Below are 12,653 nucleotides of genomic sequence, written 5' to 3'. Positions count from 1 at the left end.
CCAGTTGGTGATTTTGAACTTTTGCTTTGCCACGGAACGGTCTGCGTTGTCGGGAAGATGCGTGATCTGATCCTTCAACTTAGCAAAAGTTCGATTTATTCAACAAAGCCGGGTATCGGCTTTAATGCCTGGGTGAACCATCAGCGGATGGTGAGCGCCAAAGAGCTGCTATGCCACAGCGACTGGAGCATCGCCAGCATTGCGCGGAATTTAGGATTTTCGCAAACCAGCTATTTTTGCAAAGTTTTTCGCCAGGCCTATCAGGTGACTCCGCAGGCCTATCGCCAGCAAATTAACGCCAGATCACAAACTGAGTCAGTTTAAATGACAATAATTTGTTATCGCCAGTTTTTGTTATACCCGCGTATCCTGCTCATTCTAAAATGAAAATATCTCATTCACAGCAATAAATTGTCATAGCGCAACAAAATAATAATGAGAGAACGATAAACTGCACCAGTTTTTATTTATTTGATGGGATAGAGTGATATCCGAAATGGCTTTCAGCGCGCTATCGGCGTAATGAAATAGCTTTGGTATTTAAAAATTAAGCACGACGGAAGCCATCCTGCTTCCGTAAGATGTTCCGGGAATCATTCGAGTGGGTTTCATCCCGCTCGATAAAACCGACAGGCGCCAGGGAAGGGGGTGTGAATCCCCCGCAGCCCCCGCTGCTGTGATGCTGACGAACCCATATTTAGCCACTGATCTGCTTACCGGATTGGGAAGGATGGGGGAGGACGACGCTAAGCCAGAAGACCTGCCTGTCGGTAATAATCAACAACTTCGGTGGGAAGTGGGTTGCTCAGATGCGTACAGTCGAAAGACTGGGAATGCACGCAGCCCTACCACCCGGCACAGGATCGGGGTATGGCAGCCAGGCAGCACGCATTCATTCTTGCAGGTACCGGCAGCGGTTGTGGTAAAACTACGGTCACGCTTGGCCTGCTCAGCCTGTTGAAGCAGCGCGGCATGCGGGTTCAGCCCTGCAAAGTCGGCCCGGACTACCTCGACACCGGCTGGCACACCGCCGTCAGCGGCGTCGCTTCCCGCAACCTCGACAGCTTTATGCTCCCGGAACCGGTGCTTAACGCGCTATTTTGCGAACAGATGCAGCGGGCGGATATCGCGGTCATTGAGGGCGTGATGGGGCTTTATGACGGCTTCGGTACCGACCCTGGCTACTGCAGCACCGCCGCGATGGCTAAACAGCTCGGCTGTCCGGTCATTTTGCTGGTAGATGGCAAAGCGGTTTCCACCTCCATCGCCGCCACGGTGATGGGATTTCAACACTTCGACCCCAGTCTTAACATTGCCGGCGTTATCGTCAATCGCGTCAACAGCGAAAGCCATTATCAGCTTCTCAAAGGCGCCATTGAACGCTACTGCGAGCTGCCGGTGCTCGGCTACGTACCGCGAGTGGAAGGGGTGGCGCTACCCGAACGCCATCTGGGACTGGTTACCGCCCGCGAGTCGCTGGTTAACCAGCAGCCGTGGCGCGATTTTGCCCAAACGCTGGCGCAAACGCTGGATATTGAACAGCTTCTTACCCTCAGCCAGCTCTCCATCCTACCCGCCGGGGAGTGGCCGACGCTGCCGTCCCCTGATGCTGGCGCGGGCCTGACGCTGGCGCTGGCCGACGACGAGGCCTTCAACTTTTACTACCCGGACAACCTCTCGCTGCTTGAACGGTGCGGAGTGAATATCGTGCGCTTCAGCCCGCTGCACGATAGCGAGCTTCCACCGTGCCAGATGATTTGGCTCGGCGGCGGCTATCCGGAAATTCATGCTGCCGCGCTGGCGGCCAATACGCCGATGCTGGCGCAGCTGCAGGAGGCGCACCGGCGCGGGGTGGCGATTTACGCTGAATGCGGCGGTCTGATGTATCTCGGCAGCTCCCTGGAAGACGCCAACGGTGATATCTACCCGATGGCCAACCTTATTCCCGGCCATAGCAAAATGGGCAAACGGCTTACCCGCTTTGGCTACTGCGAGGCGCGAGCGATGCGGCAAACGCTGCTGGCGGCGCCGGGCGAAACCCTGCGCGGACATGAATTTCACTACTCGGATTTTACTCACGAGTCCCCGGCGGTTCTGGCCTGCCGCAAGGTCCGCGACGGTATGACCCTTCAGCAGTGGTCCGGCGGCTGGCAGGTGGGCAACGCGTTCGCCAGCTATCTGCACCTGCATTTTGCGCAGCGCCCCACCATACTCAACCACTGGCTGGCTGCGGCAAGGAGCGCGCTATGACGCTATTGGCATGGGGCGTTGCCTGGCTTCTCGATTTTATCATCGGCGATCCGCAAAGCTGGCCGCATCCGGTGCGCTGGATTGGCAACCTGATCGCCGCCGTTCAGCGCGGCGTGCGCCGCTATTGCCGTAGCGATGTTGCCTTGCGCATCGGCGGCGGGGTGATGTGGATAGTTGTAGTCGGACTGACGTGGGGCGTCTGCTGGGGCGTGCTGACGCTGGCGCAGAGGATTCATCCGTGGCTTGGCTGGCTGGTTGAGGTCTGGATGATTTTCACCGTGCTGGCCGGACGCTGTCTGGCGCAGTCGGCGCGGGACGTCGAGCGACCGCTGCGCGCGGGGGATCTGGCGGAAAGCCGTAGCAAGCTGTCATGGATTGTCGGGCGCGACACGTCGCAGCTTGCGCCGCAGCAGATTAATCGCGCGGTTGTTGAGACGGTGGCGGAAAACACCGTTGACGGGATTATCGCGCCGCTCTTCTTCCTGCTGCTCGGCGGCGCGCCGCTGGCGATGGCCTATAAAGCGGTCAACACCCTGGATTCGATGGTCGGCTATAAGCACGAAAAATACCGCGCCATCGGCATGGTTAGCGCCCGCCTTGATGATGTCGCCAACTTTATCCCCGCTCGCCTGAGCTGGCTGCTTATCAGCCTCGCCGCTCTCCTCTGTGGTGAAGCGAGTGGCCGCGCGTTGCGCATCGGCTGGCGCGATCGCTACAACCACAGCAGCCCAAACTGCGGATGGTCGGAGGCCGCCGTCGCCGGGTCGCTCGGCATCCGGCTTGGCGGCCCTAACGATTACTTTGGTCAGCGCGTGGAGAAGCCGTGGATTGGCGAGGCGACGCGCGACGTTTCCGTAGACGATATTTCCCGAACGATTCGACTGATGTGGGTGTCTTCGACCCTGGCGCTGGCGCTGTTTATGGCGATCCGGTTCTGGCTGGTCGGCGCAGCCTGAGGACAAATGAATGCACTATATCCAGCAACCGCAGGCGATTGAGGCGAAAAGCTTCGACATTATTGGCGACATTATTGCGCAGACCCGCCCGGACTACCGCTTTGCCAGCCCGCTACACGAAGCCATTATCAAGCGGGTGATCCACACCACCGCCGATTTTGACTGGCTGGATATCCTGTGGTTTTCTCCCGACGTGCTTCCTCGCTTAAGCGCCGCCCTGAGCCAGCCCTGCACGCTTTATACCGATACCACCATGGCCCTTTCCGGGATCAATAAAACTCTGCTGGCGAAATTCGGCGGCGAGTGCCGCTGCTATATCAGCGATCCGCGCGTGGTGGCGGAGGCCAAAGCGCAGGGGATGACCCGCTCGATGGCGGCGGTCGATATTGCGGTTGCCGAAGAGGGCGAGAAGGTGTTTGTTTTCGGCAATGCGCCCACCGCGCTGTTTCGTCTGCTGGAGCATGATGTCGCGGTCAACGGCGTGATTGGCGTGCCGGTCGGCTTCGTCGGCGCGGCGGAGTCGAAAGACGCCCTGACGCAGAGCGGCCTGCCGGGCATTGCCGCGCTGGGTCGTAAAGGCGGCAGCAACGTCGCCGCCGCTATCGTCAACGCCATTTTATACCACTTACAGGGGGCGAGATGAGCGAGCAATCCTTCGACGCCCCGGTGTGGCACAACGGTAAGGCGCTGCGTAAAGGCTATACCACCGGATCCTGCGCGACGGCGGCGGCAAAGGTCGCGGCGCTGATGGTGATGCGCCAGCACCTCATTCATCAGGTCTCCATTGTGACTCCTTCCGGCGTCAGCCTGTGTCTTAACGTCGAATCGCCGCACGTCGAAGGGCAGCAGGCGATCGCCGCGATTCGTAAAGACGGCGGCGATGACGTTGACGCCACCCACGGCATGCTGATTTTCGCTCGCGTGACGCTCGACGACTCCGGCGAGATAACCCTGCGCGGCGGCGAAGGTATCGGCACCATCACCCGTAAAGGAATCGGCCTGCCTATCGGCAGCCCGGCGATAAACCGCACCCCGCGCCACACCATTGAGTCGGCGGTGCGCGAAGCGATAGGCCCGTCGCGCGGGGCGACGGTAGAGATTTTCGCCCCGGAGGGCGAGGCGCGGGCGCAGAAAACCTATAACTCGCGGCTGGGGATCCTGGGCGGTATCTCGATTATCGGCACCACCGGTATCGTGACGCCGATGTCGGAAGAGAGCTGGAAGCGTTCGCTGTCGCTGGAGCTGGAAATTAAGCGCGCGGCGGGGCTGGAGCGGGTGGTGCTGGTGCCGGGCAACCACGGTGAACGCTTCGTCCGCGAGCAGATGGGCATCGACTCGCAGGTGGTGGTCACCATGAGCAACTTCGTCGGCTACATGATTGAAGAGGCCGTCCGCCTCGGGTTCCGTCAGATTGTGCTGATTGGCCATCCCGGCAAGCTGATTAAAGTCGCCGCCGGGATCTTCCATACCCACAGCCATATCGCCGATGCGCGCATGGAAACGCTGGTCGCACATCTGGCGCTGTTGGGGGCGCCGCTGGCGCTGCTGCAACTGGTGAGCGAATGCGATACCACCGAAGCGGCGATGGAGCACATTGACGCGTACGGTTTTCAGACTATCTATAACCATCTTGCTGAACGCATCTGCCTGCGGGTGATGCAGATGCTGCGTTTTACCAAAACGCCGCCCGTCTGCGACGCCATCATGTTCTCCTTTGATAACAAGGTCCTCGGCAGCAATCGCCCGGTGGCCGAGATTGCGCGGGAGATGTCATGTTAACGGTGGTTGGCATGGGGCCGTCAGGCCTGCATTTGATGACGCCGGCGGCGCAAGATGCGGTCGCCAGTGCAGACGCTTTGGTCGGCGGTCAGCGGCATTTGCAGCAGTTCCCTGAGTTTGACGGCGAACGGTTTGCGCTGGGCGCCAATATTGCCGAACTGCTGGTCTGGCTCGGCGAACGCGCAGCGCAGAAGGTGGTGGTGCTGGCCTCCGGCGACCCGCTCTTTTACGGCATCGGCACGCGGCTGATCGCCCACTTTGGCATCGATCGCGTGCGCATTATTCCCGGCATCAGCGCGGTGCAGTATCTCTGCGCGAAGGCCGGTATTGATATGAACGATATCTGGCTGACCAGCAGCCACGGGCGAGACGTCTGTTTTGATGAGCTGGCGCGTCAGCGCAAGGTGGCGATGGTGACCGACGGGCGCTGCGGGCCGCGGGAAATCGCCGCCCAGCTGGCGGCGCGGGGTAAAGGGTATCGCTGGATGGTGATTGGCGAAAATCTGGCGATGGATAACGAGCGGATCCACTGGCTACTGGTCAGTGAGGTCGATGCCGAATATGAGATGAACGCGGTGGTGATCCTCGATGAAAGATGAGCTTTTTCTGCGCGGCGAGAAGGTGCCGATGACCAAAGAAGCGGTTCGCGCGCTGGCGCTGGCCAAACTTGAACTGCACCGGGCAAGCCACCTGATTGATATCGGCGCCGGTACCGGCAGCGTGTCGATTGAGGCGGCGCTGCAGTATCCCTCTTTGCAGGTAACCGCCATCGAACGCAACCCCGCGGCTCTCCGGCTGCTGGACGAAAACCGCCAGCATTTCACCTGCGGCAACATTGAGATCCTGCCCGGCGAAGCGCCGATGGTGATGACCGAGCGGGCCGACGCCATTTTTATGGGCGGCAGCGGCGGCCGCCTCGACGAACTGATTGACTGGTCGTGGCAGCAGCTCTACCCCGGCGGTCGCCTGGTGATGACCTTTATCCTGCAGGAGAACCTGAACGCCGCTCTCGACTATCTGCGGCTGAAGGGAATCGAACAGGTTGATTGCCTGCAGCTGAACGTTTCATCGCTGACCGCGCTGGGCAGCGGCCACTATTTCAAACCGAATAATCCCGTTTTTGTTATCGCCTGTCAGAAGGAAGAAAACCATGGCTGAGACATTTGACCCCCGTTGTGTGTGGTTCGTTGGCGCAGGGCCGGGCGACCGTGAGCTGATTACCCTCAAGGGCTACCGCTTGCTGCAGCAGGCCCAGGTGGTGATCTACGCCGGGTCGCTGATAAACACCGAGCTGCTGGAGTATTGTCCGCCCGGCGCCGAGTGTCACGACAGCGCCGAACTGCATCTGGAGCAAATTCTCGACCTGATGGAAGCCGGCGTTAAAGCCGGGAAAACGGTGGTGCGTTTACAGACCGGGGACGTGTCGCTGTACGGCTCGGTCCGCGAGCAGGGCGAAGAGCTGACCAAACGCGGTATCGACTGGCAGGTGGTGCCGGGCGTCAGCGCGTTTCTGGGCGCGGCGGCGGAGCTGGGCGTCGAGTACACCGTGCCGGAAGTCTCCCAGAGCCTGATCATCACCCGCCTTGAAGGGCGCACGCCGGTGCCGGCGCGCGAGCAGCTTGAATCATTTGCCAGCCACCAGACTTCAATGGCGATTTACCTTTCCGTGCAGCGCATTCACCGGGTAGCGGAGCGCCTGATTGAAGGCGGCTATCCGGCAACCACGCCGGTGGCGGTGATCTATAAAGCGACCTGGCCGGAAAGCCAGACCGTACGCGGTACGCTGGCGGATATCGGCGACAAGGTACGCGAGGCGGGGATCCGCAAAACGGCGCTCATTCTGGTCGGGAATTTCCTGGGCTCTGAGTATCACTACTCAAAACTCTACGCGGCGGACTTTAGCCATGAATACCGTAAAGCCTGAATCAATCGCACTTTTCTGCCTGACGCCAGGGGGCGTTCGGCTGGCGAAACGGCTGGCGGCGATGCTGCCGTTAACCTGCTTTACCAGCGAGAAGCTGCTGGAAGAGGGTTTTCTCCCCTTTGAAAACGGTTTTGCCAGCGCCGCGCGCGAGGCCTTCAGCAGCTATTCGGCGCTGATTTTCATCGGCGCCACCGGGATCGCGGTACGCGTGCTGGCCCCGCTGGTCAATGATAAGTTCAGCGATCCGGCCGTGGTGGTGATCGACGAACGTGGCCAGCACGTCATTAGCCTGCTTTCCGGCCATGCGGGGGGCGCGAATGCCCTCAGCCGCTATCTGGCCGGGATGCTCGGCGCCGACCCGGTGATCACCACCGCCACCGACGTCAACGAGTTGGCGGCCCTGGATACGCTGGCATTCCAGCTTAATGCCCGGATGAGCGACTTCCGCGCGGCGGTGAAAACCGTCAACCAGATGCTGGTCAGCCATCAGCGCGTCGGTCTGTGGTGGGACGAAGAGCTGGATGAAGACGTCCGCCACTGCGACCGGCGGGGGTTTATCACCGTGGCCGATCTGCATCAGCTTCCCGAGCTGGATGCGCTGGTCTGCGTCACGCTGCGCAACGAACTGCCGCCGATCGCCGTCCCGCACTGGAAGCTGGTGCCGCAGCGGGTGGTCGCCGGAATTGGCTGCCGCCGCGATACGCCATTCCCGCTATTAGCGGCGCTGCTGGCGCGCCAGCTTGAGGCGCAGCGCCTGGATCCGCTGGCGCTGAAAGCTATCGGCAGCGTCACGCTGAAGAAGCACGAGCAGGGGCTGATTCAGCTGGCTTCCTGCTGTCGCGTACCGTTCGAAACCTTTTCCGCTGATGCCCTGCGCGAGCATGAGCATCACTTTCCCGCTTCATCGTTCGTCAGAAAAACCGTCGGCGTGGGGAGCGTATCCGGTCCGGCGGCCTGGCTGCTGAGCCATGGGCAACTGTTAGGCGAAACCCTGCGCGAACAGGGCGTCACTATTACTTTGGGAGTTTCACACTGATGTTAAGCGTAATCGGAATCGGCCCTGGCTCGCAGTCCATGATGACCATGGAGGCCATTGAAGCGCTGCAGGCGGCGGAAATCGTCGTTGGCTATAAGACCTACACGCACCTGGTGAAAGCCTTTACCGGCGATAAGCAGGTGATTAAAACCGGAATGTGCAAAGAGATTGAGCGCTGCCAGGCGGCGATTGAGCTGGCGCAGGCCGGGCATAACGTGGCGCTGATCAGCAGCGGCGATGCCGGTATTTACGGCATGGCCGGACTGGTGCTTGAACTGGTCAGCAAGCAGAAGCTGGATGTGGAAGTCCGCCTGATCCCGGGGATGACCGCCAGCATTGCCGCCGCCTCGCTGCTGGGCGCGCCGCTGATGCACGACTTTTGCCATATCAGCCTCAGCGACCTGCTGACCCCGTGGCCGGTGATTGAAAAACGCATTGTCGCCGCAGGGGAAGCCGACTTCGTCATCTGTTTTTATAATCCGCGCAGCCGCGGCCGCGAGGGCCATCTGGCGCGCGCCTTTGAGCTGCTGTCGGCCAGTAAAAGCGCGCAGACCCCTGTGGGAGTCGTGAAATCCGCCGGACGTAAAAAACAGGAGAAATGGCTGACCACCCTGGGGGAGATGGATTTTGCACCGGTCGATATGACCAGCCTGGTGATCGTCGGCAACAAAGCGACGTATATCCAGGATGGCCTGATGATCACCCCGCGAGGCTACGTGCTGTGAGCCACGGCGAGGTGCTGGTGATGGGCGGAACCAGCGACGCGAGGGCGCTGTGTCAGCAGCTTGACGCGGCGCAGGTCCCCTACACCCTGTCGGTGGCGACGCCCACCGGCCAGCAGCTGGCGGGGGATATTCGCGGCCAGGTGCGCTGCGGGCGCCTCGAGCTGGAGGAGATGATCGCCTGGCTGAAAGCTAACCGGACCCGCTGGGTGATCGATGCTTCGCACCCCTACGCCGAAGCGGTAAGCCGCAATATCGTCCGGGCCTGTGAAACCGCCGGCGTGCTGCTGAGCCGCTATCAGCGCCCAGAGCAGCTGAGCGGCCTGACGCATCCGCTGCTCTATACCGTGGAGAGCATTGAACAGGCCTGCGAGGTCGCCCGGCGCTTCGGCCAGCGCGTGCTGCTCACCACCGGAAGTAAAGATCTGGCGCGCTGGCGGGCGGGATTAGGTGACAAAACGCTGCTGGCCCGGGTGTTGCCGGTCGCCGATGTCATCGCCCAATGCGCCGCGCTGGGGTTTGGCGTTGGCGAGATTTTCGCCCTGTGCGGGCCGTTCAGCGCCGAATTCAACGCCGCTTTCTACCGCCAGTGCCGGGCCGATGTGGTGATCACCAAAGCCTCCGGCGCCGAAGGCGGCTATCAGGAAAAAGTACAACCCTGTCTGGATGCCGGTATCCCCTGCATCGTGATTACGCGCCCGGCGCCGCTGGTGACGGGTGAAGAGTTACTGGAAAGTCAGGCTGCCTTTGCCCGGCGCTTAGCGCGCTGGCTGGCCGCTGCTTAAGGAGTCCGAAATGAAAAAAGCGCTTCTGGTGGTCAGTTTTGGCACCAGCTATCCCGACACCTGTGAAAAGAATATCGTCGCCTGCGAGCGCGAGCTGGCGGCCAGCTGTCCGGACCGCGACACGTTTCGCGCCTTCACCTCCGGGATGATTATCCGCAAGCTCAAACAGCGCGACGGTATCGAGATTGATACCCCGCTGCAGGCGTTGCAGAAGCTGGCCGAGCAGGGCTACCAGGATGTGGCGATTCAGTCGCTGCACATTATCAACGGCGATGAGTATGAAAAGATCGTCCGCGAAGTGCAAAGCCTGCGCCCGCTGTTCCTCCGCCTGACGCTGGGGGCGCCGCTGCTGAGCAGCCATAACGATTATGTCCAGCTGATGCAGGCGCTGCGCCAGCAGATGCCGCCGCTTGCCGCCGATGAAACGGTGGTCTTTATGGGCCACGGCGCCAGCCATCACGCTTTCGCCGCCTACGCCTGTCTGGATCATATGATGACGGCGAAGGGGTTTCCGGCGCGGGTCGGCGCGGTCGAGAGCTATCCGGAAGTCGATATTCTTATCGATAGCCTGCGCCAGCAGGGGGTGAAGGGCGTGCACCTGATGCCGCTGATGCTGGTGGCCGGCGATCACGCCATTAACGATATGGCCTCGGACGAAGAGGACTCCTGGAAAACGCTGTTCAACGCCGCCGGTATCACGGCGACGCCCTGGCTGAACGGGCTGGGAGAGAATCCGGCGGTGCGCGCAATGTTCGTCGCTCACCTGCAGCAGGCGCTGAGCCTGGCAATGGAGGAGGCGGCATGAGCGGCAAACTATATGCCTTAAGTACCGGCCCTGGCGCCGCCGACCTGATCACCGTGCGCGCGGCGCGGGTGCTGGGCACGCTGGACATTCTCTACGCGCCCGCCGGACGTAAAGGCGGCGACAGCCTCGCGCTCTCCATCGTGCGCGAGTATATCGGCGAACGGACCGAAGTACGCTGCTGCCATTTCCCGATGAGCGCCGACAGCGCGGAAAAAGAGGCGGTGTGGGATGAGGTTGCCGCGGCGCTGGTTCAGGAAGTGGAAGCGGGCAAGCAGGTCGGCTTTATTACCCTCGGCGACGCCATGCTGTTCAGCACCTGGGTGTTCTTACTCCAGCGTATCGGCTGCCCGGAGTGGCTGGAGATTGTTCCCGGCGTCACCTCTTTTGCCGCCATTGCCGCGCGTTCAAAAACGCCGCTGGCCATGGAGCAGCAGTCGCTGGCGGTGATCTCCTGCACCGCGCCGGAAACGGAAATCGAGCAGGCGCTGCGCCAGCATGAAAGCCTTGTGCTGATGAAAGTGTACGGGCGGTTTCCCCGCATCAAAGCGCTGCTGGCGAAAAACGGTCTGCTGGATGCCGCGCTGATGATGTCTGAAGCCACGCTGCCGGGCGAGCAGTGCTGGCGCCATCTCAATGACGTCAGCGACGACCAGCCGCTGCCCTATTTCTCGACCATTCTGGTCAATAAACAGTGGGAGTATGCAGAATGAAACTTGAACAACAGCTAAAACAGCTGTCTTTCAGCGGGTTAGCTGCGGCGCTATTGCTGATAGCGGTTCCCGAAAAGGCTTTCGCGATGCACATCATGGAGGGGTTTTTACCGCCGATGTGGGCCCTGGCATGGTGGCTGCTGTTTTTACCCTGCCTGTGGTACGGGCTGGTGCGCCTGCGCCGCATTGTGCAGGAAGATAACAATCAGAAGGTGCTGCTGGCGCTGTGCGGGGCGTTTATTTTTGTCCTCTCGGCGCTGAAAATTCCTTCCGTCACCGGCAGCTGTTCCCACCCGACCGGCGTCGGCCTGGCGGTGATTCTCTTCGGGCCTGGCGTGGTGGCGATCCTTGGCGCCATCGTGCTGCTGTTCCAGGCGCTGCTGCTGGCGCACGGTGGGCTGACGACGCTCGGCGCGAACGGCATGTCGATGGCGGTCATCGGGCCGGTGGTCGGCTATATGGTGTGGAAAATGGCCTGCCGCGCGGGCATTCGCCGCGACGTCGGGGTGTTTCTCTGCGCGATGCTGGCGGATCTGGTGACCTACTTTGTCACCTCCGTACAGCTCGGCGTGGCCTTTCCGGATCCCGCCGCCGGCGCGAGCGGATCGATCGTCAAGTTTATGGGGATCTTCTGCCTGACGCAGATCCCGATCGCCATTGCTGAAGGGCTGTTAACCGTCATGATCTACGACCAGTTGACCAAACGTCAGCTGATTACCGCACAGGGGCATTAACATGAAAAAGACGCTGATATTGTTCGCCATGGTGGTGGCGCTGGTGATCCTGCCGTTCTTTGTCGATCACGGCGGCGAATTCGGCGGTTCAGACGGCGAGGCGGAGAGCCAGATTCAGGTGGTTGCGCCGCATTATGAGCCGTGGTTCCAGCCGCTGTACGAACCGGCTAGCGGAGAAATTGAGAGCCTGCTGTTTACGCTTCAGGGCTCTCTCGGCGCGGCGGTCATTTTCTATATTCTGGGCTACAGCAAAGGCAGACAGCGCCGTGATGACCGGGTTTGACCGACTCAGCTATCAGAGCCGCTGGTTTCACGTCGCGCCGGAGCGCAAGTTCCTGTTCTGGCTGCTGCTGATGGTGCTGGCTTTTACCCTGCCTCCGCTGGGGCAGGGTATCGAAATGGCGCTGATTGCCGCCTTAACCTGCTGGCTGCTGCGGGTCTCGCCGTGGCGCTGGTGCCGTTGGATGGCGCTGCCGTTTGGCTTCCTGCTGATCGGTGTGCTGACCATTCTGTTCAGCGTTAGCCGCAATCCGCAGGATCTGCTGGTGAGCCTGCCGCTGGGCAGCGTCTGGCTGGGCATCACATCGGAGGGGCTGACGACCGCCAATCAGACCTTCTGGCGCAGCCTGGCGGCGCTGGCGTCCACCTTCTGGCTGGTGCTGAATCTGCCGTTCCCGCAGCTTATTGTGCTGCTCAAGCGTGGGCGGGTGCCACGGCTGCTGACCGAGCAAATTCTGCTGACCTGGCGCTTTATTTTTATTCTGTTAGACGAAGCGCTGGCGATTCACCGTGCGCAAACATTACGTTTTGGCTACCGTAGCGTGCCGAAGGGCTATCGTTCGCTGGCGATGCTGGTAGGACTGCTGTTTACCCGGGTGATGATCCGCTACCAGCAGATGAGCACCACGCTGGATATCAAACTGTATCAGGGTGATTTTCACCTTTAAGGATA

General features: G+C 60.8%; 16 protein-coding genes, 1 pseudogene and 1 riboswitch. Of the genes and pseudogenes, 16 read left to right on the top strand and 1 reads right to left on the bottom strand.

The genetic code is table 11. The annotated features are described in order from the left end of the window. The coding region (locus tag AC6CWS_RS11825) for a hypothetical protein (RefSeq protein ID WP_223602338.1) at window positions 1-78 on the bottom strand (78 nt) is incomplete at its 3' end. A 30-nt stretch (window positions 79-108) separates the two neighbouring features. Between AC6CWS_RS11825 and AC6CWS_RS11820 the strand changes: the two are divergent. From AC6CWS_RS11820 to AC6CWS_RS11745, 16 genes and pseudogenes are all read left to right on the top strand, one after another. Then, window positions 109-324, top strand: a pseudogene (locus AC6CWS_RS11820) (helix-turn-helix transcriptional regulator); the annotation flags it as partial. Window positions 325-614: 290 nt separating this feature from the next. Continuing rightward, window positions 615-782, top strand: a riboswitch (cobalamin riboswitch). Window positions 783-870: 88 nt separating this feature from the next. Beyond that, on the top strand, window positions 871-2,250 hold the full coding sequence (locus AC6CWS_RS11815) for a cobyrinic acid a,c-diamide synthase CobB (RefSeq protein WP_065882055.1): 1,380 nt from the start codon (window positions 871-873) through the stop codon (window positions 2,248-2,250). Next, a complete protein-coding gene (cbiB, locus tag AC6CWS_RS11810) occupies window positions 2,247-3,206 on the top strand; it encodes an adenosylcobinamide-phosphate synthase CbiB (RefSeq protein ID WP_065882051.1) in 960 nt (319 codons plus the stop codon). Before AC6CWS_RS11815 ends, cbiB begins: the two co-directional genes overlap by 4 nt. Before the next feature lie 10 nt (window positions 3,207-3,216). Beyond that, window positions 3,217-3,849 carry a cobalt-precorrin-8 methylmutase gene (locus tag AC6CWS_RS11805; protein WP_004105109.1) on the top strand — a complete coding sequence of 211 codons (633 nt, stop codon included), beginning with the start codon at window positions 3,217-3,219 and terminating at the stop codon, window positions 3,847-3,849. Continuing rightward, window positions 3,846-4,985 carry a cobalt-precorrin-5B (C(1))-methyltransferase CbiD gene (gene cbiD / locus AC6CWS_RS11800; protein WP_065882048.1) on the top strand — a complete coding sequence of 380 codons (1,140 nt, stop codon included), beginning with the start codon at window positions 3,846-3,848 and terminating at the stop codon, window positions 4,983-4,985. The genes AC6CWS_RS11805 and cbiD overlap by 4 nt, the downstream gene beginning before the upstream one ends. Then, on the top strand, window positions 4,979-5,584 hold the full coding sequence (locus tag AC6CWS_RS11795) for a cobalt-precorrin-7 (C(5))-methyltransferase (RefSeq protein ID WP_102004479.1): 606 nt from the start codon (window positions 4,979-4,981) through the stop codon (window positions 5,582-5,584). Before cbiD ends, AC6CWS_RS11795 begins: the two co-directional genes overlap by 7 nt. Beyond that, entirely contained in the window at window positions 5,574-6,143 is a 570-nt protein-coding gene (locus AC6CWS_RS11790) for a decarboxylating cobalt-precorrin-6B (C(15))-methyltransferase (RefSeq protein WP_065882044.1), read from the top strand. The genes AC6CWS_RS11795 and AC6CWS_RS11790 overlap by 11 nt, the downstream gene beginning before the upstream one ends. Beyond that, window positions 6,136-6,909, top strand: coding sequence for a cobalt-precorrin-4 methyltransferase (locus tag AC6CWS_RS11785; RefSeq protein ID WP_065882042.1), 774 nt, complete (start codon window positions 6,136-6,138; stop codon window positions 6,907-6,909). Before AC6CWS_RS11790 ends, AC6CWS_RS11785 begins: the two co-directional genes overlap by 8 nt. Next, on the top strand, window positions 6,890-7,945 hold the full coding sequence (gene cbiG / locus AC6CWS_RS11780; RefSeq protein ID WP_064372413.1) for a cobalt-precorrin 5A hydrolase: 1,056 nt from the start codon (window positions 6,890-6,892) through the stop codon (window positions 7,943-7,945). Before AC6CWS_RS11785 ends, cbiG begins: the two co-directional genes overlap by 20 nt. Continuing rightward, window positions 7,945-8,670: a precorrin-3B C(17)-methyltransferase gene (locus AC6CWS_RS11775; protein ID WP_004105101.1), complete on the top strand. Its 726-nt coding sequence runs from the start codon at window positions 7,945-7,947 to the stop codon at window positions 8,668-8,670. The genes cbiG and AC6CWS_RS11775 overlap by 1 nt, the downstream gene beginning before the upstream one ends. Beyond that, the gene (locus AC6CWS_RS11770) at window positions 8,667-9,452 is read left to right on the top strand and encodes a cobalt-precorrin-6A reductase (RefSeq protein WP_023290870.1); all 786 of its coding nucleotides are present in this window, start codon (window positions 8,667-8,669) and stop codon (window positions 9,450-9,452) included. Before AC6CWS_RS11775 ends, AC6CWS_RS11770 begins: the two co-directional genes overlap by 4 nt. Before the next feature lie 10 nt (window positions 9,453-9,462). Beyond that, window positions 9,463-10,257 carry a sirohydrochlorin cobaltochelatase gene (gene cbiK, locus AC6CWS_RS11765; RefSeq protein ID WP_004105099.1) on the top strand — a complete coding sequence of 265 codons (795 nt, stop codon included), beginning with the start codon at window positions 9,463-9,465 and terminating at the stop codon, window positions 10,255-10,257. Then, the gene (locus AC6CWS_RS11760) at window positions 10,254-10,967 is read left to right on the top strand and encodes a cobalt-factor II C(20)-methyltransferase (RefSeq protein ID WP_004105097.1); all 714 of its coding nucleotides are present in this window, start codon (window positions 10,254-10,256) and stop codon (window positions 10,965-10,967) included. The genes cbiK and AC6CWS_RS11760 overlap by 4 nt, the downstream gene beginning before the upstream one ends. Further along, window positions 10,964-11,701, top strand: coding sequence for a cobalt ECF transporter S component CbiM (cbiM, locus tag AC6CWS_RS11755; RefSeq protein ID WP_065882040.1), 738 nt, complete (start codon window positions 10,964-10,966; stop codon window positions 11,699-11,701). Before AC6CWS_RS11760 ends, cbiM begins: the two co-directional genes overlap by 4 nt. A 1-nt stretch (window position 11,702) precedes the next feature. After that, a complete protein-coding gene (locus tag AC6CWS_RS11750; RefSeq protein ID WP_004105092.1) occupies window positions 11,703-11,984 on the top strand; it encodes an energy-coupling factor ABC transporter substrate-binding protein in 282 nt (93 codons plus the stop codon). After that, window positions 11,971-12,648: an energy-coupling factor ABC transporter transmembrane protein gene (locus AC6CWS_RS11745; RefSeq protein WP_014839396.1), complete on the top strand. Its 678-nt coding sequence runs from the start codon at window positions 11,971-11,973 to the stop codon at window positions 12,646-12,648. Before AC6CWS_RS11750 ends, AC6CWS_RS11745 begins: the two co-directional genes overlap by 14 nt. Window positions 12,649-12,653 lie beyond the last annotated feature (5 nt).

It is taken from the genome of Klebsiella sp. M041 (assembly GCF_059759695.1).
The sequence above is the reverse complement of the archived record's forward strand: the minus strand, read 5'-3'. Positions and strand labels throughout refer to the sequence as shown.

Excerpts from the sequence above, each read along its gene's own strand:
- AC6CWS_RS11815 (WP_065882055.1), top strand. The coding sequence starts at position 871 with ATGGCAGCCAGGCAGCACGCATTCATTCTTGCAGGTACCGGCAGCGGT.
- cbiB (WP_065882051.1), top strand. The coding sequence starts at position 2,247 with ATGACGCTATTGGCATGGGGCGTTGCCTGGCTTCTCGATTTTATCATC.
- AC6CWS_RS11805 (WP_004105109.1), top strand. The coding sequence starts at position 3,217 with ATGCACTATATCCAGCAACCGCAGGCGATTGAGGCGAAAAGCTTCGAC.
- cbiD (WP_065882048.1), top strand. The coding sequence starts at position 3,846 with ATGAGCGAGCAATCCTTCGACGCCCCGGTGTGGCACAACGGTAAGGCG.
- AC6CWS_RS11795 (WP_102004479.1), top strand. The coding sequence starts at position 4,979 with ATGTTAACGGTGGTTGGCATGGGGCCGTCAGGCCTGCATTTGATGACG.
- AC6CWS_RS11790 (WP_065882044.1), top strand. The coding sequence starts at position 5,574 with ATGAAAGATGAGCTTTTTCTGCGCGGCGAGAAGGTGCCGATGACCAAA.
- AC6CWS_RS11785 (WP_065882042.1), top strand. The coding sequence starts at position 6,136 with ATGGCTGAGACATTTGACCCCCGTTGTGTGTGGTTCGTTGGCGCAGGG.
- cbiG (WP_064372413.1), top strand. The coding sequence starts at position 6,890 with ATGAATACCGTAAAGCCTGAATCAATCGCACTTTTCTGCCTGACGCCA.
- AC6CWS_RS11775 (WP_004105101.1), top strand. The coding sequence starts at position 7,945 with ATGTTAAGCGTAATCGGAATCGGCCCTGGCTCGCAGTCCATGATGACC.
- cbiK (WP_004105099.1), top strand. The coding sequence starts at position 9,463 with ATGAAAAAAGCGCTTCTGGTGGTCAGTTTTGGCACCAGCTATCCCGAC.
- AC6CWS_RS11760 (WP_004105097.1), top strand. The coding sequence starts at position 10,254 with ATGAGCGGCAAACTATATGCCTTAAGTACCGGCCCTGGCGCCGCCGAC.
- cbiM (WP_065882040.1), top strand. The coding sequence starts at position 10,964 with ATGAAACTTGAACAACAGCTAAAACAGCTGTCTTTCAGCGGGTTAGCT.
- AC6CWS_RS11750 (WP_004105092.1), top strand. The coding sequence starts at position 11,703 with ATGAAAAAGACGCTGATATTGTTCGCCATGGTGGTGGCGCTGGTGATC.
- AC6CWS_RS11745 (WP_014839396.1), top strand. The coding sequence starts at position 11,971 with ATGACCGGGTTTGACCGACTCAGCTATCAGAGCCGCTGGTTTCACGTC.